Raw genomic sequence first — 24,042 nt, 5'->3', positions numbered from 1 at the left:
CATTGCCTGAGTCTTTCAAACATGTCCGATTACAAAGCGCCCCTGCGCGACATTCGATTCGTACTCAACGAAGTTTTCAACGTTTCCGAGCTGTGGGCCGCCATGCCGGCGCTGGCCGAGGTGGTGGATCAAGACACCGCCAATGCGATCCTCGAAGAGGCCGGCAAGATCTCCGCAGAACTGATTGCACCGCTCAATCGCAGTGGCGACGAGCAAGGTTGTTCGTGGCACGACGGTGAAGTCACGACGCCTGCGGGCTTTGCCGATGCCTACCGTGCCTTTGCCGAGGGTGGTTGGGCTGGCGTGGGTGGTAATCCGGCGTACGGCGGCATGGGCATGCCCAAGGTCATCGGCGCCCAGGTTGAGGAGATGGTCAACGGCGCCAATCTTTCGTTCGGCCTGTACCCGATGCTGACCGCCGGCGCTTGCCTTGCGCTCAACGCCCACGCCAGCGAAGAACTGAAAGCGGCGTACCTGCCGAACATGTACGCCGGCATCTGGACCGGCTCCATGTGCCTGACCGAGCCGCACGCCGGCACCGACCTGGGGATCATCCGCACCAAGGCCGAACCTCAGGCCGACGGTTCCTACAAGGTCAGCGGCACCAAGATCTTCATCACCGCTGGCGAGCACGACCTGACCGAAAACATCATTCACCTGGTGCTGGCCAAGCTGCCGGACGCCCCGGCGGGGCCGAAAGGCATTTCGCTGTTCCTGGTGCCGAAGTTCCTGGTCAATGCCGATGGCAGCCTGGGTGCACGTAATCCGGCGAACTGTGGTTCGATCGAACACAAGATGGGCATCCAGGCCTCCGCCACCTGTGTGATGAACTTCGACGAAGCCGTGGGCTATCTGGTCGGCGAGCCGAACAAGGGCCTGGCGGCGATGTTCACCATGATGAACTACGAGCGTCTGGGCGTCGGTATCCAGGGCCTGGCCAGTGGCGAGCGCTCTTACCAGAACGCCGTCGAATACGCCCGTGATCGTCTGCAAAGCCGTTCGCCGACCGGCGCGCAGAACAAGGACAAAGTGGCCGACCCGATCATCGTCCATCCGGACGTGCGCCGCATGCTGCTGACCATGAAGGCCTCGAACGAAGGCGGCCGGGCGTTCTCGACGTACGTTGCCATGCAACTGGACACCGCCAAGTTCAGCGAAGACACCGCGACGCGCAAGCGCGCCGAAGACCTGGTGGCGCTGTTGACCCCGGTGGCCAAGGCCTTCCTGACCGACCTCGGCCTGGAAACCACGGTGCATGGCCAGCAGGTGTTCGGCGGTCACGGCTACATCCGCGAATGGGGCCAGGAACAACTGGTGCGCGACGTGCGCATCACCCAGATCTACGAAGGCACCAACGGCATTCAGGCGCTGGACCTGGTGGGGCGCAAGATCGTCGGCAGCGGCGGGGCGTTCTACAAGCTGTTCGCCGACGAGATTCGTCACTTCACCGCGACCGCCAGCGCTGAACTGGCGGAGTTCACCAAGCCGCTCAACGATGCCGTGACCACCCTTGACGAACTGACGGCCTGGTTGCTGGACCGGGCGAAGACCAACCCGAACGAAATCGGTGCGGCGTCGGTCGAGTACCTGCAAACCTTCGGTTACGTGGCCTACGCCTACATGTGGGCGCTGATGGCCAAGGCGGCTTTGGGCAAGGAAGCGCAGGACGATTTCTACGCCAGCAAACTGGGCACGGCGCGGTTCTATTTCGCCCGCCTGTTGCCGCGGATTCACTCGCTGAGCGCATCGGTCAAAGCCGGAAGCGACTCGCTGTTTCTGCTCGACGCAGCGCAGTTCTAACAACCAACAGCATCAGGAAGATTTCACTGTGGTGACCACAAAAATAATCGCGCCTGCGCAAGGCGCCTACAGCTATCCCTTGTTGATCAAGAGCCTGTTGCTCTCGGGCAAGCGCTACGCACCCGATCAGGAAATCGTCTACGCGGACAAGCTGCGTTATAGCTACCAAACGTTGAACGAGCGCATAAAACGCCTGGCCAACGCGCTGACGAGCGCTGGCGTCAAGGCAGGGGACACCGTGGCGTTGCTGGATTGGGACAGCCATCGTTATCTGGAGTGTTTTTTTGCCGTGCCGATGATTGGAGCCGTATTGCACACGGTGAACATTCGGCTCTCGGCGGAGCAGGTCTTGTACACCATGAACCACGCCGAGGATGACCTGGTGTTGGTGCACGACGATTTCCTGCCCCTGGTCGAGCAGATCAAGGATCAGTTGACCACCGTCAAAGGCTTCATCCAGCTCAGCGACGACGAAGCACCTTCGACCACGCTGCCGGTGCTGGGTGAGTACGAACACCTGCTGGCCAGCGCCGAGCCGCATTACGACTTCCCGGACTTCGACGAGCAGTCAGTTGCCACCCTGTTCTATACCACAGGCACCACCGGCGACCCGAAGGGCGTTTACTTCACTCATCGCCAGTTGGTGCTGCATACGCTGAATGCCGTGGGCACGCTCGGTGTGTATCAAGGTCGGCCGCTGCTGCGCTCCGACGATGTGTACATGCCCATCACCCCGATGTTTCACGTCCATGCCTGGGGCGTACCCTATGTCGCGACCTTGATGGGTATCAAGCAGGTGTACCCCGGTCGTTATGAACCCAATGCCCTGGTCAGGTTGTTTCGCGAAGAGAAGGTGAGCTTCTCCCATTGCGTGCCAACGATTTTGCAAATGATCCTGAGCTGCGACGAAGCCTCCCGGACTGACTTCAAAGGCTGGAAAATGCTCCTGGGCGGCAGTGCCTTGACCCATGGTCTGGCTGACCTGGCGACCGAGCGGGGTATGCATGTGTACAGTGGATACGGGATGTCCGAAACCTGTCCGTTGTTGTGCCTGGCACACTTGAGCGACGCGGAACTCGATCAGCCGGCCCACGAGCAGGTCGCCGCGCGGATCAAGACCGGCGTAGCGGTGTCGATGGTGGACTTGAGGATCATCGATGCCAGCGGCAACGAAGTGGTACACGATGGCGAGGCGATGGGCGAGATTGTGGTCCGTGCACCTTGGCTGACCCAGGGCTATCTGAAGGCGCCCGAGCAAGGCGCACAACTCTGGGAAAACGGCTGGATGCATACCGGTGACATCGCGTCTATCGATGCCTTGGGTGTCGTGGAGATCAAGGACCGGATCAAGGACGTGATCAAGACGGGCGGGGAGTGGATCAGTTCGCTGGAGCTGGAAAGCCTGATCAGCGAGCATCCCGCCGTCGCGTCGGTGGCGGTCGTCGGCATCCCTGATGCACAGTGGGGCGAGCGTCCCGTGGCCCTGGCCGTTTGCGTGCCCGGCCAAAGCATCAACGCGCAAATGCTGGAGGCCCATCTGCATCAATATGTCGAGAGTGGCCGTATCAACAAGTGGGCAATCCCGAGGCAGATCCGAATCGTGGCTGACATTCCCAAGACCAGTGTCGGGAAAATCAACAAGAAGCTGATTCGCGAGCAGGAAATGAGCCTATAAACACTGTGGGAGCGAGCCTGCTCGCAAAGGCGGCGTCTCATTCAACACTATGGTTGATTGATACACCGCTTTCGCGAGCAGGCTCGCTCCCACAGAAGGGGGTGTGTTATTCCAGGTGTTCGGGTTTTACCGGGTCGCCGGATTTCATGTTCAGTTGCACCCGTACATCCTCGAACATCGCGTCGTAGTGCTTGTGGATCGAGCCGATACTGCTCTGCGCTTTTGGAATACCGTACTTTTCGGCGATTTTCGTCACATTGCTGGCAAAGTTGTAGGCCTGATCCTTGGGCAGGAAGAACGGGTCATCGACCGTTTTGCCCTCGATCGTGCCATGCATCTTGAACAGCATGCCTTTGCCTTCCTTGGGATCCTGCACGACCTCGTAGTCAATATGAATGTTGTAGCTGACATCGTTCTTGTTCAGCGCATGCCGCTCGATGTGCAAATGACCGGGCTCGAACGTAGCCATTGTTGTCTCTCCTTTGAAGGCATTGGAGTAGGGCAGACTCTGGGTCTACCCCGGGAGTTTCTTTTCTGAATAACTTTTATATCCGTTAGTGCTTGGCCGATACGCGATGACGCTGGCGCAGGGCTGATCCTGGATGAGCGTTTGGATCATCGGAGGCGGGCCAATCACCGCATCTTTTCCAGTATGGCAGGCAAACTCGCGGAAGGCCTGAACCTTGGGCGGCAGTGCGAGCGTTTCAAACTACACTGAAGTGGGGCCGGGAAAAACCACCCCGTGAACCGGTTAGGCTCAGGGCCTTGAGCCCACCCCTAAAAACATTCCAAGGGCCAGGGATCTGCCAAGGTTGGACGCATGCAAAGCGTTGCGGAAAAAAAGCGGGCACCTGTGCTCGATCCGATCGATCGCGTCTCGGAAGTGATCTTCGGCTTGCTCATGGCGATGACCTTCACCGGAACAATCAGTGTCGTCACAACGGATCAGGAAGCCGAACGGGTCATGATGATCGCCGCGCTCGGCTGCAACCTTGCGTGGGGCCTCGCCGACGCGGCCATGTATCTGCTGCGGGTGCTGATCGAGCGCAGCCGCAACCGCACGCTGCTTAGCAGCCTGCGCGGTGGCGTGGATGCGTCCACCGGCCAGGCGCTGGTTGCTGATGCGTTGCCTCCACGTATCGCGACAGCGGCTGGTACTGACGGACTGGAAATGCTGCGCCAGCGTTTGGCCGAAGCGCCCGCCGTCTCGGTGCCGCGCCTGGGCGCAGATGATTTCAAAGGCGCCTTGGGCGTTTTCCTGCTGGTCGTACTCTCGACGTTCCCGCTCGTGGTGCCTTTCATGCTGTTGGACCAGACGATGCTGGCCGTGCGCGTATCCAACCTGGTGGGCGTCGGGATGTTATTCGTGGCCGGCTGGATTCTTTCGCGCTATGCCGGCGTAAAACCCTGGCTGGGCGGATTTACGCTGGCCATCGCCGGGTCACTGCTGATCGTCGCGATCATCGCGCTCGGCGGTTGAACAGTCTTCCTTCGTCAAGTACCTGTAACAACACCATAGAGTCGACCTGTCAGTTGTCAGTGACCTGCATCCGTGAGGTATTGAACATGGCAAAAGTTAAAAAGGACGCGCAGAAGAAACCGTCTGCGCAAACCCCGAAACTGAAGAACAAGGACTACCTGGAGCAGTTGCGCCGACTGCACGTCGAACTGGTCAAGTTGCAAGAGTGGGTCACACAAGAGGGCATCAAGGTCTGCGTGGTCTTTGAGGGGCGTGACGGGGCCGGCAAGGGCGGGACGATCAAGGCGCTGACCGAGCGCGTCAGCCCGCGGATCTTCCGCGTGGTGGCGTTGCCGGCGCCGTCCGAGCGCGAGAAGAGCCAGATGTACATGCAGCGCTACCTGCCGCACCTGCCCGCAGCCGGTGAAGTGGTGATCTTCGACCGCAGTTGGTACAACCGCGCGGGCGTCGAGCGCGTGATGGGCTTTTGCACCGACGAGCAATTGGACAAGTTCCTGAAATCTGTCCCGCTGGTGGAGCGCGCCATCGTCGAGTCTGGAGTGATCCTGCTCAAATACTGGCTGGAAGTCAGCGAGGAAGAACAGACCCGTCGGCTCGAGGCGCGCATTAAGGACGGGCGCAAGATCTGGAAACTGTCACCGATGGACCTGAAGTCCTACAGCCGCTGGTACGAGTACTCCCGCGCCCGTGACGATATGTTCCAGGCGACCGACACCGATTATGGGCCATGGCTGGTGGCCGACTCGAACGACAAACGCCGGGCGCGCCTGAACATCATCAGCGACCTGCTCAGCCGCATTCCCTACAAAAATGTGCAGCGCGAGCAGGTGAAGTTGCCCAAGCGGCAGAAACCAGGCAGCTATCGCGAGCCGGATTATCCGTTTCGGCGCATCCCGGAAAAATTCTGAGCGGTCCGTTCAAGCAAATCTGCGCTTTACCAAGGGAGGGCTGAAGTGCCATGAGCCAAACAGATGCTGCGCCACCACTCCCGGAACCGGGCCGGATCGCGCGCAAGGAGGCGGGCGCCGATCAGGCCGGCTGGCTGCGCTGGTTGCCGGGGCTGAGAACCCTGCGCAGTTATAAAGTGGCGTGGTTGCCGCGCGATATCGTTGCCGGGCTGGTGCTGACCACCATGCTGGTACCGGTCGGCATCGCGTATGCCGTGGCTTCGGGCGTTCCCGGTATCTATGGGCTCTACGCGACCATCGTGCCATTGTTCGCCTATGCGCTGTTCGGCCCCAGCCGGATTCTGGTGCTGGGGCCGGACTCCTCGTTGGCAGCGGTGATCCTCGCCGTGATCCTGCCACTGTCCGGCGGCGACCCGCATCGCGCGGTCGCCCTGGCGGGCATGATGGCGATCGTTTCCGGGGTGGTGTGTATCCTGGCCGGGCTGGCGCGTCTGGGCTTCATCACCGAACTGCTGTCCAAACCGATCCGCTATGGCTATATGAACGGGATCGCGCTGACGGTACTGATCAGCCAACTGCCCAAGCTGTTCGGCTTTTCCATCGAATCCCACGGGCCACTTCGCAACCTGTGGGCCATCGCTTCGGCGGTGATGGCGGGCAAGACCAATTGGGTCACCTTCATTGTCGGCGTGGCGACCCTGGCGGTGATCCTGCTGCTCAAGGACAAAAAACGCGTGCCGGGCATCCTGATCGCCGTGGTGGCGGCCACCATCGCCGTGGGTGTGCTGGATCTCGCGGCCAAGGGTGTGGCGGTTCTGGGCTCGTTGCCACAAGGCTTGCCTGCCTTCGCCATCCCCTGGATCACCCAGGCCGATATCGTCCCGGTGTTGATCGGCGGTTGCGCCGTCGCCCTCGTCTCGTTTGCCGACACCAGTGTGCTGTCTCGCGTCTACGCGGCGCGCACCCGGACCTATGTCGACCCGAGCCAGGAAATGGTCGGGCTCGGCGTCGCCAATCTGGCCGGCGGCCTGTTCCAGGGCTTCCCGATCAGCAGCAGCTCGTCACGCACCCCCGTGGCCGAGGCGGCGGGCGCCCAGACCCAACTGGCCGGCGTCGTCGGTGCACTGGCTGTGGCCCTGCTGCTGATGGTGGCACCGAACCTGCTGCAGAACCTGCCCACCAGCGCCCTGGCGGCGGTGGTGATCGCCTCGGCCATCGGCCTGATCGAAGTCAGCGACCTGCGACGTATCTATCGCATACAGCGCTGGGAGTTCTGGTTGTCGATTGTCTGTACGGTGGGCGTGGCCGTGCTGGGGGCGATCGAGGGCATCGGCCTGGCGATTGTCATCGCGGTCATCGAATTCCTGTGGGATGCCTGGCGTCCGTACTCGGCCGTGCTGGGGCGTGCCGAAGGCGTGCAGGGCTATCACGACCTCAAGCGTTATCCCGATGCACGCCTGATCCCCGGCCTGGTGTTGTTTCGCTGGGATGCGCCGTTGTTTTTCGCCAACGCCGAGCTGTTCCATGACCGGGTGCTGGATGCCGTGGCGGCATCGCCGACGCCCGTGCGCTGGCTGGTCGTCGCGGCGGAACCTGTCACCAGCGTCGACGTGACCGCCGCCGACATGCTGGCCGAGCTGGACGAAACCCTGCACGCAGCCGGCATCGAATTGTGCGTGGCCGAAATGAAAGACCCGGTCAAGGACAAACTGAAGCGTTTCGGGTTGTTCACGCGGTTTGGCGAAGAAGCGTTCTTTGCGACCCTGGGCGCGGCTGTCAGCCGTTATCTGGAAATCCATCCGGTGGAATGGGAGCAAGAAGATCGCGAGTAGGCTGCGCGCAATCTCCACCTGTAGGAGCGAGCTTGCTCGCGAAGGTCGTGAACGATAATGCGTAAAACCAGATGCCCAACGGCGCTTTCGGGTTTTTCGCGAGCAAGCTCGCTCCTACAGAGGGGCGGGTGTTTTTCTTGGGCTTGTATGCATTGCTTTTGTAGGAGCTGGCTTGCCTGCGAAAGCGGTTTGTCAGACGTCACTGATGTTGCTGCCCCGACACCGTCAGCTCGTCAGCCTTGGTCACCCAGCCGCCGCCGGTGGCCTTGTACAAATCAATCATCGAAGTGAACACCGTGGCCCGGGTTCGGGTGTAGTTCAACTCGGCATCGAACAGACTGCGCTCGGCGTCCAGCACCTCGATGTAGCTGGTGTAACCGTTGTCGTAGCGCAGTCGCGCGTAGTGTGCATAGGTGCGCAGCGCCTCGACCTGCCGGTCCTGGTAGGCCATTTGCTCGCGAGACTTAGTCGAGGCGATCAACGCATTTTCCACGTCCCTGAAGGCCGATTGGATCGCCTGCTGGTACGTCAGCAAGGTTTGTTGCTGGAATGCTTCTGCCTGTTGCACCTGGCCGGCGATGCCGCCGGCAGTGAAGATCGGCATGCTGGCGGCGACGCCATAGGACCAGGTGGCGGCGGGGCCGGTGAACAGGTTCGACAGCTGGTTGCTGACCGAACCCAGCAGCCCGGTCAGGGAAATCGTCGGGAAATACTGGGCCTTGGCGGCGCCGATCTGGGCATTGGCCGAGATCAGGTTCAACTCGGCCTGGTGCAGATCGGGCCGTCTTTGCAGCAAGTCCGAAGGCAGGCCGGCAGGCACCGAGGGCAGCGCCAGTTGTCCCAAATCACGCCCTCGCAGGATCGGCCCCGGGTTGCGGCCAAGCAACACGGCCAGTGCGTTTTCCTGTTGCGCGACCAAGGGTTCGAATTGCGCGACCGACGCCAGGGTCCGCTCGTACTCGGACTGGTTCTGGGCCAGTTCCATTTCGGAGATGACGCCGGCACCAAAGCGCAGTTTGAATATCTCGTAGGAGTCGCCCCGCGCCTTGGCGGTGGTGCGGGAGATTTCCAGCTCGCGGTCAAGATCGCGCAGCGTCACGTAACTCGTCGCCACCGACGACACCAGGCTCAAAATGACGCTACGCCGACCTTCCTCCGACGCCAGCAGATCGGCGCGGGCCGATTCGCTCAGGCGGCGCAAACGGCCCCAGACATCCAGCTCCCAGTTCACACTGAGAAGGGCCTGATAGTTGTTGAACACCGGGTCGACGGAGGGGTCCAGTGGCACCGGACCATTGTCCCGGGGCGACCGGGACCGTTGACCTTGTGCATCGAGCCCGACCTGCGGAAACAACAGGGAGCGGGTTTCGCCGTAACGGCCCTGGAATTGCTCCACCCGTGCGGCGGCGATCTTGATGTCTTTGTTTTCCTGCAATGCCGTGCGGATCAGGTCATTGAGGACCGGGTCCTGGAACTGCTCCCACCACAGGGTATTGGACAGATCCCTGGCTTCCTTGTCGGCATAGCGATACGCCGCGGGGGTGTCGATTTCCGGGGGCTGGTAGTCGGGTCCCACCATGCAGCCGAACAGGCCCAGGCACAACAACAGCGGGAGAGGGGGCTTGCGCATATCAATCCCCCTCATGCCGGTTTTGCGCCGCGCCGTCGGGGAGCTGCGCGGACGGCGTCTGTACGGACGGCTGCGGTTCATCCTTTTTCGCGAACATCCGCTCCACCAGGTAATAGAACAAGGGAATGAAGAAAATCGCGATGACGGTCGCCGCCAGCATCCCGCCGATCACCCCGGTACCGATGGAGTGGCGACTGTTCTCGGAGGCACCGACGGCAATGGCCAGCGGCACACAACCGAGGATGAACGCCAGGGACGTCATCACGATCGGCCGCAGGCGTTCCCTCGCGGCCGTCATCGCCGCGTCGTAGGCCGACATGCCGTTTTCCCGGTTCAATACCGCGAACTCGAAAATCAGGATGGCGTTCTTGGCCGCCAGTGCCACCAGCATGGTCAGGCCGATCTGGAAATACACGTCATTGCTCAAGCCCCGGATCAGCACCGCCAGCAGGGCACCGAACAACGCAAACGGCACCGCCATCAGCACGCCAACCGGCAGGGACCATTTTTCGTACTGCGCCGCGAGGATCAGGAACACCATCACCAGGCCGAAAATGAACACCTGCGAAGAAGCACCGCCGCTCTTTTTCTCCTCGAACGCTTCGCCGCTCAACGCCAGCGCATAGTCGTTGGTCATGATTTCAGCGCTGATTTCTTCCAGGGCCGCCAGCGCCTGGCCGGAACTGTAGCCGGGGGCCGCGTTGGCGGTGAGTTTCACCGCCGGGAAGTTGTTGAAGCGGGTCAGCAGGTCGGGGCCGGTGACGTAGCGGGTAGTCAACACCGATTTGAGTGGCACCATCTCCGTATTCTTGCTGCGCACGTAGATCTGTTGCAGGTCCTCGGCCTTGAGCCGATACGACGGCTCTGCCTGCAGAATGACCTGCCACAGGCGACTGAACTTGTTGAATTGCGAGACGTACAGCGAGCCGAACATGGTCTGCATGGCGCTGTAGACATCTTCTACCGGCACGCCCAGGCTTTCGGCTTTTTCCCGGTCCACGTCGACCATCAGCTGCCTGGAATGCACGTTGAAGGTCGAGGTGATCGCGCCGAGTTCCGGGCGCTGCCTGGCCTTCGCCACCAGCTCGCCAACCACTTCCGCCAGTTGGTCGACGCCGGCGTCACCCTTGCTCTGCACCCAGACTTCCATGCCACCGGTGGTGCCCAGGCCGGGAATGGACGGCGGGTTGACCGGCAGAATGATCCCCTCCTGAATCGTGGAGAAAGCACGTGCGGCTTTCTGGATGACCGCAGGGGCGCTCTGTTCCTTGATGGTTTCCTTATCCTTGTAGCGTCCCTCGAAATCCTTGAATCCGACGAAGAGGGTACCGGCGTTGTTCTTGTTCTGGCCGTCCAGCAGGCTATAGCCGTTGACGATGGCCACGCCCTCCACCGACGCATCGTTCATGAAGAAGTCACTGGCGACCTTGCCGACCTCGCCGGTGCGATCAAGGCTCGCCGCATCGGGCATGATAATGGCCCCCAGCAAGTAACCCTGGTCTTCCGGCGGCAGAAAGGCGCTGGGAATGCGCTGGCCCATCAGCAGGATCAACACGATCATGCCGGCAAACAGCAACAGCGCCACTACAAAGCGCTTAATCATGAAGGCCACCGCGTTGGAGTAACCCTCGGTCATGCGCTCGAAGCTGCGTTCGAACCAACGGAAAAAGGCGTTCTTGTCGCCGTGCTGAGGCTTGAGCAACAGCGCCGCCAAGGCGGGCGACAGGGTCAGGGCGACCAGACCGGAGATCACCACGGAAATGGCGATGGTGATCGCGAACTGTTTATACAGCTGGCCAGTGATGCCGCCCATGAATGCCACCGGGATGAACACTGCACACAACACCAGCACGATGGCCACCACGGGACCTGCCACTTCGTCCATCGCGCGCTTGGCCGCCTCCTTGGGTGGCATCTTGTGCACTTGCATGTTGCGCTCGACGTTTTCGATCACCACGATCGCGTCGTCCACCACGATACCGATGGCCAGCACCATGCCGAACAGTGTCAGCATGTTCACCGAAAACCCGAGGGCAGACATACCGATAAAGGTACCGACAATCGACACCGGTACCGCCAGCACGGGGATCAGCGTGGCACGCAGGCTCTGCAGGAAGATGTAAACCACCACGACTACCAGCACCAGGGCTTCGAAGAAGGTGTGGATCACCTCGGAAATCGACGCGCGGGTAAAGGCCGTGGTGTCCATCACGATCTTGTATTCGATGCCCTCGGGAAAGGTCGCCTTCATGTCTGCCAGGGTCTTGGTGACCGCCGCCGAGACGTCGAGGGCGTTGGCGCCGGGTTGTTGATACACGGCAATCAACGTCGCCGGCTTACCCTGATAGGTGCTGCGCAACGAGTAGTCTTTCTGCCCGAGTTCGGCACGCCCTACATCCTTGAGGCGCACGATGGCGGCGCCGTTGTTGCTGGCACGCAAGATGATGTTCTCGAACTCCGCAGGCTCGGTCAGGCGGCCCTTGGTGGTCACGGCGAACGATTGCTCCACGGCTTGCCCCGTGGGGGATTGCCCGACGCGACCTACTGCAAACTGCTGGTTCTGGTTGGCCACCGCTCTTTGCACATCCGCGGCAGTGATACCCAGCTGGGCCATGCGATCAGGCTTGAGCCAGATGCGCATGGCGTAGTCCGGCGTGCCGAAAATGGCGGCCTGGTTGGCACCCGGAATGCGTTTGATCGCATCCAGAATATAGAGGTTGGCGTAGTTGGCGACGTAGGTGCTGTCATAGCGGTCGCCGGCGGAGTACACGGAAAGGATCATCATGAACGCCGACGATTTTTTCTGCACCTGGATGCCCTGGCTCTGCACGGCGGAGGGCAGTTGCGGCAGGGCCAGGTTGACCCGGTTCTGCACGTCCACCTGGGCGAGGGACGGGTCGGTGCCGATTTCGAAGAACACGTTAAGGGTCATGTTGCCCGTCGCGGAGCTCGACGAGTTCATGTAGATCATGTTGTCAGCGCCGTTGACCTGCTGCTCGATGGGCGCTGCCACGTTATTGGCCACGACCTGCGCATCGGCGCCGGGGTAGGTGGCTGCCACGGTGATTTGCGGTGGTGTGATATCCGGGTATTGGGCGACGGGCAGTGCAAGCATGGCCACCGCGCCCGCCAGGGTGATGATGATGGAGATCACCGAAGCAAAAATCGGCCGGTCGATGCAATAGTGGGAAATGCTCATGGCGCTTTCCCGCCGGTTGCACCGGTCGTCCCCGCTTTCACTGTTTCACCTGTCTCCGCGGGGGCCGGCGTAGTGCCGGCGGCATCGACAATGTTCAGCGGTCCCCCGGGTGTGACCCTGATCGCACCCTCGACCACGATGCGCTCACCGGCATGCAGCCCCTGGCTGATGAACCAGTTATCGCCTTGCCATTCACCCACTTCGACCACTCGTTGCTCGGGTTTGCCCTCGGCATTGAGCACCCAGACGAAATGGCTCTTGGCCCCCTCGAGCACGGCTTTCTGCGGCACCAAAATGGCATTGGGCCGGGTAGCGCCCTTGGCCAGTGCCTTAACGAACTGACCGGGCTTGAGCAGCCCTTTGGGGTTGGCCAGCACCGCCCGCACCAGGAAGGTGCCGGTTTCCGAGCTGAACGATGGTGCGAGGAAATTAACCCTGCCGCGGTCAGGTACCACGGTACCGTCGGCCATCACCACTTCGACGACAAAATCGCTGCTGGGCGGAATTTTGAGCCGTCCAGTGCTGATTTCGTCGCGGTATTTCAACGATTCGTTTTCCGAAAGGCTGAAATTGACGTACATCGGATCCATCTGCGAAACGGAGGTCAGCAGCCCCGACTCGCCCGGCGTGACGTAACTGCCGTCCTGTTTTTTTGCGTAGCTGGAAAGGCCGGTCAGGGGAGAGGTGATGGTGGTATAGCTCAGATTCAGCTGGGCGTTGCGCACAACCCCCTCGGCGGCCAGTACGGCGGCATGGGTCTCACGCTCCTGGCCGTTGGCATTGTCCAGGTCCATCTTGCTGACTGCATTCTGTGCGGCCAATGGGCGGACACGGGCCAGCGTCGCCTTGGCCACTTCCCAGCGAGCCTGTTGCTGGGCCAGTTGTCCCTTGGCTGACAGCAGCGCGGCGTCGAAGGGCTTACTGTCCATCTGGAACAGCGTCTGCCCGGCTTTCACCAGATCGCCTTCGGTGTACAGCCGCTTTTCCAGAAAACCGGCGACACGGGCGCGGATTTCCACTTCGCGGGAGCTCTGGGTCTGGGCAACGAATTCGAAGGTCACCGGGGTATCGCGGGCGGTGACTGTCATGACCGTCACATCAGGCGGTTTTCGCCCCGGAGCAACCGGTTCTTTGCCGCAGCCGGCCAGCAGGATGGCAATCCCCAGCAGGCAGGCAATTGACAGGCCGTTACCACTGGAAAGTTTTACGCCGCCCATACCCGTGCTCCATCAAGGTCGATGAAGCAAGCGTAGCTAGCATTGCTTCAGAAACCAGTGGTCGAACTCAGATCTGTTTCAAAAATGCGAAGACATCGCCAGTCAGAGCGGTCGGCAGCATTCATGAATGCACGCGGGGTATTGGAAATGACTCGGTTTAACCCCTGTGCCAATCGCCCTTGGCGCTCATTCTTTATTTGATGCGTCGCCGGCAGGCTTCGATCGAGTCTCCCCGGCAGTTGCATCCTGGTGTCGAAGGGTCAGTTCGTCCTCGGCCTGTTTCTGATAGTGCCGGGTCCACGAATCGGCCTGCTCCTCGCTTTCGCCCAGCACCAGCAGCGCGCGCCGGGATATCTCCAGGCTGGAATGGAAGGTTTCGCGTATTGGCTGTGCCCCTGCGTCCATCAACTTCAGCGCCTCTTGCCGGTCGCGGGCCCGCGCGATCACCTTGACCCCAGGGTAGAGCCGCGCAAGGGTCCTTGCCGTTTCCAGGTTGATGTGTGGATCGTCGGTGGTGACGATCACCAGCTCAGCCGTGCCCACCTTGGCCGCGTGGAGAATGTCGGGGCGGGTCGGGTCACCGTAGTAGACAGGCAGGCGCCCGGGCGCGCCCTGCTGGTCGAGTGCCTGTACCGAGGTGTCCAGGGCAACCAGGGGGATTCCCCGGGTCTGCAGCATGTGCGCGATGACACGGCCCATTCGACCCGTGCCGGCAATCACCACTTTAGGCGCACCGTTAAGTTCTGGTGGCCCCTTGGGTGTGTCCGGCGTAACAGGGACCGTACGCATCACTGGCGACAGAGCGAACATCACCAGGGGAATCACGGCCATGGACAGCGTGATGACGAGCACCAGCAAGTCATGGACAGATTGATCGAGCAAGCGGTGGCCCAGCGCCAGTTTGAAGACCACGAAGGCGAACTCGCCACCGGAGGCGAGGACCACGCCAAGGCCGATGGCATCGGCTCGATTCAATCCACCGGTCAATCGCCCGAGCCCGTATAAAAGCGGCAGTTTCAGGCCCACCAGCAACAGCGTCAGACCCAATACCACCCAAGGCGAGCCAAACAGCAGGCGCAAATCCGCGGTCATGCCAACGCCGACAAAAAACAGCCCGAGCAGCAACCCCTTGAACGGTTCGATCTGCGACTCCAGCTCGTGGCGAAACGGCGACTCCGCCATCAGCAGTCCGGCGAGAAAGGCACCCAACGCCATGGACACGCCGACATGCTCCATCAGCCAGGCGGTGCCGAGCACGCACAATAATGCAGTGGCAGTGGACAACTCGCGCAGGCCCGGAATCACTGCCCAGCCAAATACCGGGCGCAACAGAAAACGTCCGCCGACAATGATCGCGCCGATGCCGCCCAGGACCGCCAGCAGTTCACGCAACTCGCCGCCTTGCGCCTGGTCAGCGTCGGCACCTCCGAGCAGCGGTATCACGGCAATCAAGGGAATGGCTGCAATGTCCTGAAACAGCAGAATGGCCACGGCCATGCGACCGTGGGGGCGGCCCAGTTCCTTGCGCTCGGCGAGGATCTGCAAACCGAAGGCGGTGGACGAAAGCGCGAGCGCCAGCCCCAGCACGATGGCTGCCCGCAGCGGCTGGGCGAACACGAAGTACGCAATCACCGCAAATATCGCCCCGGTGAGCAGCACTTGAATCAGCCCGACGCCGAACAGCAGGCGCCGCATCATCCAGAGTTTGCGTGGCGATAGCTCCAGGCCAATGATGAACAGCAGCAGTACCACGCCCATTTCCGAGAGCCGGCTGACATTCTCGGAGTTGTCGATCAAGCCCAGCACCGAAGGGCCGATCAGCACGCCCACCAGCAGGTAACCGGGAACCGCGCCCAGTTTGACGCGCTGGGCGAGCGGCACCAGCAGCACCACCGCCAAGAGGAAGATGACGGTTGCCTGAAGCAGGTTTCCATCGTGTGACATCTGCGCTCCTCCTTGCTGTCTGCGCCATCGCGGGAGTCATGGCGACAGGAACAATCGGACCGGGGCGCGAGCGCAGTATAGTCATTGGCGCATTTCACCGAATTTCCACCGACACAGGGCAAACGCCACCCGGTTGCTACACTTTGTGTCTACCCGGTACTTCGGACCCGTCGATCATGAGCGTGAGGTCATTGACCAGGATCGACCTGCGGCGCCTGATCCTGTTGTTTACGCTGCTTACGGCGCTGATCACGCTGGTGAGCAGCCTGTATGTCGTGTATCGGGTGCAGAAACGGGAGTTGATCGACTCGGCCCTGCAGTCCAACCGTGCCTACGCCACCAAAGTGGCATCCAGCATCGGTGAGTTTCTGCGCAACAGCCATGAGCATCTGGCCTACAGCGCCGACCTCCTGGCCGGGCAACTGCAAAACGAAGGGTTTTTGAAGAGCGAGGCGATTCGTCTCCAGGGCCAGGATTCGAGCTTCAACTCGGTTGCGATTTTCGATGCCACCGGGAAAGTCCTGGAAGCCTCCCCGCAAAACCTGCAAATCAAGGGGCGAATCTTCCACACCGAGGGCATCGTCCAGGCTTTGCATGGACATCAACCGATGGTCAGCTCGGCATTCGTTTCCGAGATCGGCAATCTGGTGATCTTCATTTCACAGCCGATTGTCGACAAGGGCGGGCAGTACGTGGGTGCCGTGGGTGGTTCCGTTTACCTGCAGAAGCAAAGCGTCCTGCACACGCTGATCAGCAGCCACTTCAACGACGTCAGTGTTCAGGTGTACGTGGTGGACAGCAGTCGGCGGCTGTTGTATCACGCCGACCACAATCGCATTGGCCAGGTGCTGGGCCCGGATACAGCGGTAGACGCGGTCCTGGGCGGGGGCAGGGGAGCCATGGAGAGCGTCGATGCCGAGGGTACCGCCATGCTGTCCGGCTACGCCTATGTGCCCGACAGTCGCTGGGGCGTGATTTGCGCACAATCGCGTGCCGCAACCCTTGAATCACTCGGTGCCCTCATGGGAAAGACGGCCATGGCGATCTTTCCCGTTTGTCTGATCGGTTTCACGATCATCTGCTGGGTGACGCAGCTGATCACCCGGCCATTGCGGCAACTCGCGGCTGCGGCGAGTCAACTGGATGCCGTCGACAGCCCCGAACAAATCAATTCGGTGCGCGCCTGGTACATCGAGGCCGCGCACATCCGCCGCGCCCTGTCGATGGGGGTGGCGCTGATGCAGGAAAAGCTCGGCCGCCTCAACCGCCAGGCGCAAAGTGACCCGATGACCGGCCTGGCCAATCGCCGGGCGATGGATGAGGCTCTGCGCGTGCTACAGCAAACGGGCACCCCGTTCTGCGCGATGGCGCTGGATATCGATCATTTCAAGAAGGTCAATGACACCTTTGGACATGACGCCGGGGATGTCGCGCTTCAAGCCATCGCCGATGTACTCAAGCGATGTTCGCGGGACGGCGACCTCCCATGCCGTACTGGCGGGGAGGAGTTCACGCTGTTGCTGCCGAACATGCCAAAAGCCAGTGCGATCGACGTTGCCGAGCGATTACGCGCCATGGTGGAAAACACCCGGATCGACCAGGTGGGAAGCGTCACGATATCCATAGGCGTGGCCAGTTGGATCGCGCAGGGTCCACCTGTATCCGTTGTACTGAAGCAAGCAGACGAGCTTCTTTATGAGGCCAAGAAAAAGGGAAGAAACCGGGTAGAGGCTTGAGTTTGTCGATGGGCAACCCTTGTAAGGGCGCCAAAACACAAGACTTCCGGCTGAAAAGCCGGATAATGGCGGCCAATTTGTTTAGCTCGCTATTCTGGTAATCCCGCATGGAAATAAAGGTCAATTTTCTCGACAACCTTCGACTTGAAGCCAAGTTCGACGACTTCACGGTGATCGCCGATCAACCCATCCGCTATAAGGGCGATGGCTCGGCACCGGGGCCGTTCGATTACTTCCTGGCTTCGTCGGCCTTGTGTGCGGCTTACTTTGTGAAGTTGTACTGCGAAACCCGCAACATTCCGACCGATAACATTCGTCTGTCCCAGAACAACATTGTCGATCCGGAAAACCGCTACAACCAGATTTTCAAGATTCAGGTCGAGTTGCCTGCCGATATCTCCGACAAGGACCGCCAGGGCATTTTGCGTTCCATCGACCGTTGCACGGTGAAGAAGGTGGTGCAAGCCGGTCCGGAGTTCGTGATCGAAGAGGTGGAAAACCTCGATGCCGATGCCCAGGCGCTGTTGATACCGGGTGAGGCGGCAGAGGCGAGCACCTATATCGTGGGCAAGGACCTGCCGCTGGAGCAGACCATCGCCAATATGTCGGGCATTCTCTCGCGCCTGGGCATGAAGATTGAAATCGCGTCGTGGCGCAATATCGTGCCCAATGTCTGGTCGCTGCATATCCGCGATGCGCACTCGCCGATGTGTTTTACCAACGGCAAGGGCGCGACCAAGGAAAGCGCGTTGGCCTCGGCCCTGGGCGAGTTTATCGAACGGCTCAATTGCAACTTCTTCTACAACGATCAGTTCTGGGGCGAAGACATCGCCAACGCGCCGTTCGTGCATTACCCGGACGAGCGCTGGTTCCAGCCTGGCCGCAAAGATGAGCTGCCGGCGGAAATTCTCGACGCCTACTGCCTGAAGATCTACAACCGCGATGGCGAGCTGCGTGGCTCGCATTTGTTCGACACCAACTCCGGCAATGAAGAGCGCGGCATCGTTTCGCTGCCGTTTGTGCGCCAGTCGGACGGCGAAGTGGTGTATTTCCCGTCCAACCTGATCGAAAACCTGTACCTCAGCAATGGCATGAGTGCCGGCAACACGCTGGCCGAAGCCCAGGTGCAGTGCCTGTCGGAAATCTTCGAGCGTGCGGTGAAGCGCGAAATCATCGAAGGTGAGTTTGCATTGCCGGATGTACCGGCCGAAGTGCTGGCGAAATACCCCGCGATTCTGGCGGGTATCCAGGCGCTGGAAGCGCAGGGCTTCCCGGTGCTGGTCAAGGATGCGTCCCTGGGCGGTGAGTTCCCGGTGATGTGCGTGACCTTGATGAACCCGCGCACCGGCGGTGTATTCGCCTCGTTCGGCGCGCACCCAAGCCTTGAAGTGGCGCTGGAGCGCAGCCTCACCGAATTGTTGCAGGGTCGCAGTTTTGAAGGCCTGAACGATTTGCCCCAGCCGACCTTTGAAGGTCACGCGGTCACCGAGCCGAATAACTTCGTCGAGCACTTTATCGACTCCAGCGGTGTGGTGTCGTGGCGCTTCTTCAGCTCCAAATCGGATTACGAATTCGTTGAATGGGACTTCTCGGGCCAGGGTGAAAACTCCAATGCCGAAGAAGCCGCGACCCTGTTCGGCATTCTCGAAGGCATGGGCAAGGAAGTGTACATGGCGGTGTATGAACACATCGGCGCAACCGCCTGCCGCATCCTCGTGCCGGACTACTCGGAAATCTATCCGGTGGACGACCTGATCTGGGACAACACCAACAAGGCACTGTTCTTCCGCGAAGATATCCTGAACCTGCATCGCCTGGACGAAGCCGGCCTGAAGGCGCTGGTCGAGCGTCTGGTAGAAAGTGAACTGGATGATTACACCGACATCACCACCTTGATCGGCATCGAATTCGATGACAACACGGCCTGGGGTCAATTGACCATCCTTGAGTTGAAGCTGCTGATCTGGCTCGCCTTGCAGCAATATGAAGAGGCGAAAGAGGCGGTGGAAATGTTCCTGCAGTACAACGACAACACGGTCGAGCGCGGGTTGTTTTACCAGGCGGTGAATGCGGTGCTGGAGATGGAACTGGACGAGGATCTGGAACTGGCGGACTACGAAGCCAATTTCCGCCGGATGTTTGGCAACGAACGCATGGACGCGGCGATCGGCTCGGTGAACGGCAGCGTGCGTTTCTTCGGCTTGACGCCTACGAGCATGAAACTGGAAGGGCTCGACAGGCACCTGCGCCTGATCGACAGCTACAAAAAGCTGCACGCGGCGCGGGCCCATGTGACGGGTTGATCCCCTGGACCTGTTGGAACCGACACACCGCTTTCGCCGGCAAGCCGGCGCCTACGGGGATCAGACCTCGGTAGTGGCGAGCACTTGGGGGTCGATTCCTGACAAACCGTGAAGATCACTGACGCCGATAATCGGGTGAGTTCCTGACACCTTTGAAGCGGCGCGGAGATCGACGATGGCTAGCAGTGTTCCTGACGTGTCTGACCGGCCACTACCGCCGGTGCTGCGTATTGGTTTCTGGTTGATGGAAGCCTTCGATCTGTATGCCCTGGCCAACGCGCTGGAGCCATTGCGCCTGGCCAACCAGATGGCCGGGCGCAGTGTCTGCCAGTGGCAAATGCTGAGCCTGGACGGGCAGTCACTGAGCGCCAGCAACGGCATCGCAACCGCCACTGCCCGACTGGATCAGGCACAAACCTTCGATGTACTGATCCTCTGTGGTGGCGACAGCCTGCATTTGCATCCAGACTTGCGTGCGCAGCTCAATCACTGGGCAACCCAACCGATCTGCCTGGGCGCGTTGGGCGAAGCCGGCTGGCTGCTGGCGCAAATTGGCGCCCTGGAGGGTGTGCGCTGCAGCTTGCCGGAACCCGCCACAGCGCTGACGTCTGCTGCTTTGAGCGAGTTGAAGCCGGTGGCTGCGCCGTTCTGCGTCGACCGCCAACGCCTGACCTGCGTCGGCCCGCAGGCCGTTCAGGGATTGATGCACGAACTTCTCGCCCGGACCCACGGCCGTGGTCTGATACTGCGAATGGAAAAACATGCGGCACGCCAGGCCCGGCCGCTACTCCCCCTGAACGACGCTCCGGCAAAACTTCAAGCAACCCTGGCATTGATGAATGAGCATCTGCGCCGGACGCTGGGCATCGACGAGCTGGCCGAGTCCATGGGCATTTCACGCCGGCATCTGGAGCGCCTGTTCAAACGCAGCCTGGGTTGTTCGCCATCGAGGCACTATCTGGACTTGCGGCTGCAACGGGCACGCCAGTTGTTGCGGGCCGGTGGACAGTCGCTGTCGGATGTCGCGACGGCGTGCGGATTCGTCTCGCTGCAACATTTCTTTCGCTGCTATCGCCAGTATTTCGGCGAACACCCTCGCGAACATATGGGCGCGCAGGCACAGAGTCAGCGGGCATCCCTGTTGAACGCACCTGCCTCATCGCGAGCAGGCTCACTCCCACACTGAATCCAGGACTACACAAAGGCCGGGGCCACTGAAGATCCCCTGTGGGAGCGAGCCTGCTCGCGATGAGGCCATCACAGCCAACATCAATACTGAGTTTTATTACCAATGCCTCCGCCAAGCCGGGGGCATTTTTGTTTCTGGCGGGGGCGTGGGGAGCACTTTCGCAAACAGCGGATGTGACCAACTACAGGTCGGATTCGCACAAAAAACCACACTGGGCATCTGTTCGAATGATCTTCAGCGGCCCGCCAGATGGGCGCCATCTGTAGCTCAAACAATGACAAGGATAAATGACATGCAAATGCCGAAAACCATCCAGATCAAGAACGGCGAGAGAACCAACCCGACGTTCTCGGCCCAGGAATATGCCAACCGCCAGGCCAAGTTGCGGGCTTATCTGGCGCAGAACAATATCGACGCGGCGGTCTTCACGTCCTATCACAACATCAACTACTACAGCGATTTCCTGTACTGCTCTTTCGGGCGCCAGTATGCGCTGGTCGTGACCCAGGACAGCGCCGTGACCATCAGCGCCAACATCGATGGCGGTCAGCCTTGGCGCCGCACGGTCGGCACGGAAAACATCGTCTACACCGACTGGCAGCGCGACAACTATTTCGTCGCGATCCAGCAGGCCTTGCCCAAGGCCGGACGCATCGGCATCGAGTTCGACCATCTGAATCTGCTCAATCGCGACAAGCTTGCCAGCCGCTATCCGCAGGTGGATCTGGTGGACATCGCCGCACCGTGCATGCGCATGCGCATGATCAAGTCCGCCGAGGAGCACGCGATCATTCGCCAGGGTGCACGGATAGCGGACATCGGCGGCGCAGCCGTCGTCGAAGCCTTGCGCGATCAGGTGCCGGAATACGAAGTGGCCCTGCACGCCACCCAGGCCATGGTGCGCGAAATTGCCCGCACCTTCCCGGATTCCGAACTGATGGATACCTGGACCTGGTTCCAGTCCGGTATCAACACCGACGGTGCACATAACCCGGTGACCTCGCGCAAGGTCAACAAGGGCGACATCCTCAGCCTCAATTGCTTCCCGATGATCGCCGGTTACTACACAGCACTGGAACGTACGTTGTTCCTGGACCACTGCTCCGATGAACATCTGCGCCTGTGGGAAGTGAACGTCAAAGTGCACGAGGCCGGCCTGAAACTGATCAAGCCGGGCATGCGCTGCTGCGATATCGCGCTGCAACTGAACGAGATTTTCCTGGAACACGATCTGCTGCAATACCGCACCTTCGGCTACGGCCACTCGTTTGGGACGCTGAGCCATTACTACGGTCGCGAAGCCGGGCTGGAACTGCGCGAAGACATCGACACCGTGCTGGAACCGGGGATGGTGGTGTCGATCGAACCGATGATCATGCTGCCCGAAGGCCTTCCGGGTGCGGGCGGGTATCGTGAGCACGACATCCTGATCGTCAACGAACAGGGCGGGGAAAACATCACGAAGTTCCCGTACGGCCCGGAACACAACATCATCAAAAAGTAAGGCAGTAGCGCTTTGTGGCGAGGGAGCTCGCTCCCTCGCCACAAAGCGCGCAGCATCTACTGAACCTTAACCCTGCCAAGTAAAACAATAGAGGGTTTTGTCATGTTCTACGTCCTGACTTTTCATTTCGCCAACCGCACCTCTCACACCGGAGGTGCCCAATGAGCACCCAAAGCGCAAGCCTGACGCCGACCCTGGCGCAGAAACTCGAACAGACCGCCGAGCGCAAGGCCCTTCGGCGTGCAGCCAGTGCCAGCTTCATGGGCAATTTCGTCGAGTGGTTCGACTATGCAGCCTACGGCTACCTGGCAACCGTCATCGCGTTGACGTTCTTTCCGCAAACCGACAAGGCAACTGCGCTGCTGGCGACCTTTGCCGTGTTCGCGCTGTCGTTTATCGTCCGCCCGCTGGGGGGACTGGTCTGGGGGCACTTCGGTGACAAATACGGGCGGCGCAGTGCGCTGTCCTGGTCGATTCTGATCATGTCGGTCTCGACCTTTTGTATCGGTGTCCTGCCGACCTACAACCATATCGGCCTGTGGGCACCCGCCTTGTTGCTGCTGATCCGCCTGTTCCAGGGCTTTTCTGCTTCAGGGGAGTACGCCGGCGCATCGGCCTTTCTCGCCGAGTACGCTCCCGAGGGCAAACGCGGTTTGTACACCAGCATTGTCCCGGCGAGCACGGCGGCAGGCTTGCTGTTCGGCGCGGTGTTTGTCGCCGGCCTGCACGCCTGGATGAGTGTCGAGGACCTGCACAGTTGGGGCTGGCGGTTACCCTTTCTGCTGGCGGCACCGTTCGGGCTGGTGGGGCGTTATATCCGCATGAGTCTGCAAGACACGCCCAAGTTCCTGGAGATGGAAAAACGCCTTGAAGCGAAGGAGTGCGCAAGCCACGCTCCGGTTCGCGAACTGCTGACCGTGCACCGACGCAGCGTGATGATCGGGATCGGTGCGACCTGCTTGAATGCCGTGGCGTTTTACCTGTTGCTCAGCTACATGCCGACCTACCTGTCCACCGAAATGGGCATGAACGAGCGTGATTCGTTCCTGGCGTCGACGGTGTCGCTGGCGACCTACATCGGGCTGATTTTCCTGATGGGCAAACTGTCGGACCGCTTTGGGCGCAAGACCATGCTGGTGATCGCTTCGGTCTTGTTCCTGGCGCTGACCTTTCCCTTGTTCGGGATGCTGGAGAACCAGCCGCTGATCGTGATTCTGATGATCCAGATCGCGTTCGGCGCCATTTTGGCGATGAACGATGGCACCTTGCCATGCTTCCTTGCCGAGATATTCCCCACCCGCGTGCGCTTCAGTGGCTTTGCCTTCAGCTTCAACATTGCCAACGCAGTGTTCGGTGGCACCGCACCGTTTATTGCCACCTGGCTGATTCAACTGACCGGCAACAAAATGGCCCCGGCCTGGTATCTGTTGGCGGCCGCGGCGGTGGCGCTGGTTGCCATGCTGGCGAGTCGGGAGACGGCGCATAAGGCTTTGCAGGACTGACCTTCTTTCGGTGATTTCACGGACGCCTTCGCGAGCAGGCTCGCTCCCACAGTTGGCCGAGTTGTCCATGCGGACGCGGTTCAATGTGGGAGCGAGCCTGCTCGCGAAGAGGCCAGTCCGGCC

General features: G+C 60.6%; 15 protein-coding genes. 10 read left to right on the top strand and 5 right to left on the bottom strand.

What is annotated here, in order from left to right; translation table 11 throughout:
* Window positions 1–21: 21 nt before the first annotated feature.
* Window positions 22–1,800 (top strand): acyl-CoA dehydrogenase C-terminal domain-containing protein, encoded by a 1,779-nt coding sequence (locus tag LAB08_RS14800; RefSeq protein WP_217910649.1) that lies wholly within the window; start codon window positions 22–24, stop codon window positions 1,798–1,800.
* Between the two features lie 28 nt (window positions 1,801–1,828).
* The gene (locus LAB08_RS14795) at window positions 1,829–3,475 is read left to right on the top strand and encodes a fatty acid--CoA ligase (protein ID WP_096511424.1); all 1,647 of its coding nucleotides are present in this window, start codon (window positions 1,829–1,831) and stop codon (window positions 3,473–3,475) included.
* A 106-nt stretch (window positions 3,476–3,581) separates the two neighbouring features.
* Here the strand turns inward: LAB08_RS14795 and LAB08_RS14790 are convergent, their stop codons facing one another.
* Complete coding sequence (locus LAB08_RS14790; protein ID WP_096511426.1) at window positions 3,582–3,944, bottom strand: DUF5064 family protein; 363 nt, start codon at window positions 3,942–3,944, stop codon at window positions 3,582–3,584.
* Window positions 3,945–4,295: 351 nt separating this feature from the next.
* Here LAB08_RS14790 and LAB08_RS14785 point away from each other — a divergent pair, with 351 nt between their 5' ends.
* From LAB08_RS14785 to LAB08_RS14775, 3 genes are all read left to right on the top strand, one after another.
* Entirely contained in the window at window positions 4,296–4,955 is a 660-nt protein-coding gene (locus tag LAB08_RS14785; protein WP_096511428.1) for a hypothetical protein, read from the top strand.
* 86 nt (window positions 4,956–5,041) lie between these two features.
* Window positions 5,042–5,863 carry a polyphosphate kinase 2 gene (ppk2, locus tag LAB08_RS14780; RefSeq protein ID WP_096511430.1) on the top strand — a complete coding sequence of 274 codons (822 nt, stop codon included), beginning with the start codon at window positions 5,042–5,044 and terminating at the stop codon, window positions 5,861–5,863.
* 50 nt (window positions 5,864–5,913) lie between these two features.
* Window positions 5,914–7,695, top strand: coding sequence for a SulP family inorganic anion transporter (locus LAB08_RS14775; RefSeq protein WP_096511432.1), 1,782 nt, complete (start codon window positions 5,914–5,916; stop codon window positions 7,693–7,695).
* 199 nt (window positions 7,696–7,894) lie between these two features.
* Here the strand turns inward: LAB08_RS14775 and LAB08_RS14770 are convergent, their stop codons facing one another.
* The 4 genes from LAB08_RS14770 to LAB08_RS14755 all read right to left on the bottom strand — a co-directional run bounded on the left by LAB08_RS14770 (window position 7,895) and on the right by LAB08_RS14755 (window position 15,685).
* Window positions 7,895–9,325: an efflux transporter outer membrane subunit gene (locus tag LAB08_RS14770; RefSeq protein WP_096511434.1), complete on the bottom strand. Its 1,431-nt coding sequence runs from the start codon at window positions 9,323–9,325 to the stop codon at window positions 7,895–7,897.
* 1 nt (window position 9,326) lies between these two features.
* Entirely contained in the window at window positions 9,327–12,524 is a 3,198-nt protein-coding gene (locus LAB08_RS14765) for an efflux RND transporter permease subunit (RefSeq protein WP_096511436.1), read from the bottom strand.
* On the bottom strand, window positions 12,521–13,741 hold the full coding sequence (locus LAB08_RS14760) for an efflux RND transporter periplasmic adaptor subunit (RefSeq protein ID WP_096511438.1): 1,221 nt from the start codon (window positions 13,739–13,741) through the stop codon (window positions 12,521–12,523). Before LAB08_RS14760 ends, LAB08_RS14765 begins: the two co-directional genes overlap by 4 nt.
* Window positions 13,742–13,927: 186 nt before the next feature.
* Window positions 13,928–15,685 carry a monovalent cation:proton antiporter-2 (CPA2) family protein gene (locus tag LAB08_RS14755; RefSeq protein ID WP_096511440.1) on the bottom strand — a complete coding sequence of 586 codons (1,758 nt, stop codon included), beginning with the start codon at window positions 15,683–15,685 and terminating at the stop codon, window positions 13,928–13,930.
* Window positions 15,686–15,861: 176 nt separating this feature from the next.
* Here LAB08_RS14755 and LAB08_RS14750 point away from each other — a divergent pair, with 176 nt between their 5' ends.
* The 5 genes from LAB08_RS14750 to LAB08_RS14730 all read left to right on the top strand — a co-directional run bounded on the left by LAB08_RS14750 (window position 15,862) and on the right by LAB08_RS14730 (window position 23,919).
* Window positions 15,862–17,421, top strand: coding sequence for a sensor domain-containing diguanylate cyclase (locus LAB08_RS14750; RefSeq protein ID WP_096511442.1), 1,560 nt, complete (start codon window positions 15,862–15,864; stop codon window positions 17,419–17,421).
* 107 nt (window positions 17,422–17,528) lie between these two features.
* Complete coding sequence (locus LAB08_RS14745; protein ID WP_096511444.1) at window positions 17,529–19,724, top strand: OsmC domain/YcaO domain-containing protein; 2,196 nt, start codon at window positions 17,529–17,531, stop codon at window positions 19,722–19,724.
* Between the two features lie 175 nt (window positions 19,725–19,899).
* Window positions 19,900–20,910 carry a GlxA family transcriptional regulator gene (locus tag LAB08_RS14740; protein WP_096511446.1) on the top strand — a complete coding sequence of 337 codons (1,011 nt, stop codon included), beginning with the start codon at window positions 19,900–19,902 and terminating at the stop codon, window positions 20,908–20,910.
* A 295-nt stretch (window positions 20,911–21,205) separates the two neighbouring features.
* On the top strand, window positions 21,206–22,417 hold the full coding sequence (gene creA, locus LAB08_RS14735) for a creatinase (protein WP_096511448.1): 1,212 nt from the start codon (window positions 21,206–21,208) through the stop codon (window positions 22,415–22,417).
* Window positions 22,418–22,578: 161 nt separating this feature from the next.
* A complete protein-coding gene (locus LAB08_RS14730; protein WP_096511450.1) occupies window positions 22,579–23,919 on the top strand; it encodes an MFS transporter in 1,341 nt (446 codons plus the stop codon).
* Window positions 23,920–24,042: the final 123 nt, after the last annotated feature.

Source organism: Pseudomonas izuensis (assembly GCF_002356535.2).
Classification (GTDB): Bacteria; Pseudomonadota; Gammaproteobacteria; order Pseudomonadales; family Pseudomonadaceae; genus Aquipseudomonas; species Aquipseudomonas izuensis.
The sequence above is the reverse complement of the archived record's forward strand: the minus strand, read 5'-3'. Positions and strand labels throughout refer to the sequence as shown.

What these genes read in the sequence shown, in the direction of transcription:
- LAB08_RS14800 (WP_217910649.1), top strand. Translation starts at nt 22, where the DNA reads ATGTCCGATTACAAAGCGCCCCTGCGCGACATTCGATTCGTACTCAAC.
- LAB08_RS14790 (WP_096511426.1), bottom strand. Translation starts at nt 3,944, where the DNA reads ATGGCTACGTTCGAGCCCGGTCATTTGCACATCGAGCGGCATGCGCTG.
- LAB08_RS14785 (WP_096511428.1), top strand. Translation starts at nt 4,296, where the DNA reads ATGCAAAGCGTTGCGGAAAAAAAGCGGGCACCTGTGCTCGATCCGATC.
- ppk2 (WP_096511430.1), top strand. Translation starts at nt 5,042, where the DNA reads ATGGCAAAAGTTAAAAAGGACGCGCAGAAGAAACCGTCTGCGCAAACC.
- LAB08_RS14775 (WP_096511432.1), top strand. Translation starts at nt 5,914, where the DNA reads ATGAGCCAAACAGATGCTGCGCCACCACTCCCGGAACCGGGCCGGATC.
- LAB08_RS14770 (WP_096511434.1), bottom strand. Translation starts at nt 9,325, where the DNA reads ATGCGCAAGCCCCCTCTCCCGCTGTTGTTGTGCCTGGGCCTGTTCGGC.
- LAB08_RS14765 (WP_096511436.1), bottom strand. Translation starts at nt 12,524, where the DNA reads ATGAGCATTTCCCACTATTGCATCGACCGGCCGATTTTTGCTTCGGTG.
- LAB08_RS14760 (WP_096511438.1), bottom strand. Translation starts at nt 13,741, where the DNA reads ATGGGCGGCGTAAAACTTTCCAGTGGTAACGGCCTGTCAATTGCCTGC.
- LAB08_RS14755 (WP_096511440.1), bottom strand. Translation starts at nt 15,685, where the DNA reads ATGTCACACGATGGAAACCTGCTTCAGGCAACCGTCATCTTCCTCTTG.
- LAB08_RS14750 (WP_096511442.1), top strand. Translation starts at nt 15,862, where the DNA reads ATGAGCGTGAGGTCATTGACCAGGATCGACCTGCGGCGCCTGATCCTG.
- LAB08_RS14745 (WP_096511444.1), top strand. Translation starts at nt 17,529, where the DNA reads ATGGAAATAAAGGTCAATTTTCTCGACAACCTTCGACTTGAAGCCAAG.
- LAB08_RS14740 (WP_096511446.1), top strand. Translation starts at nt 19,900, where the DNA reads ATGGCTAGCAGTGTTCCTGACGTGTCTGACCGGCCACTACCGCCGGTG.
- creA (WP_096511448.1), top strand. Translation starts at nt 21,206, where the DNA reads ATGCAAATGCCGAAAACCATCCAGATCAAGAACGGCGAGAGAACCAAC.
- LAB08_RS14730 (WP_096511450.1), top strand. Translation starts at nt 22,579, where the DNA reads ATGAGCACCCAAAGCGCAAGCCTGACGCCGACCCTGGCGCAGAAACTC.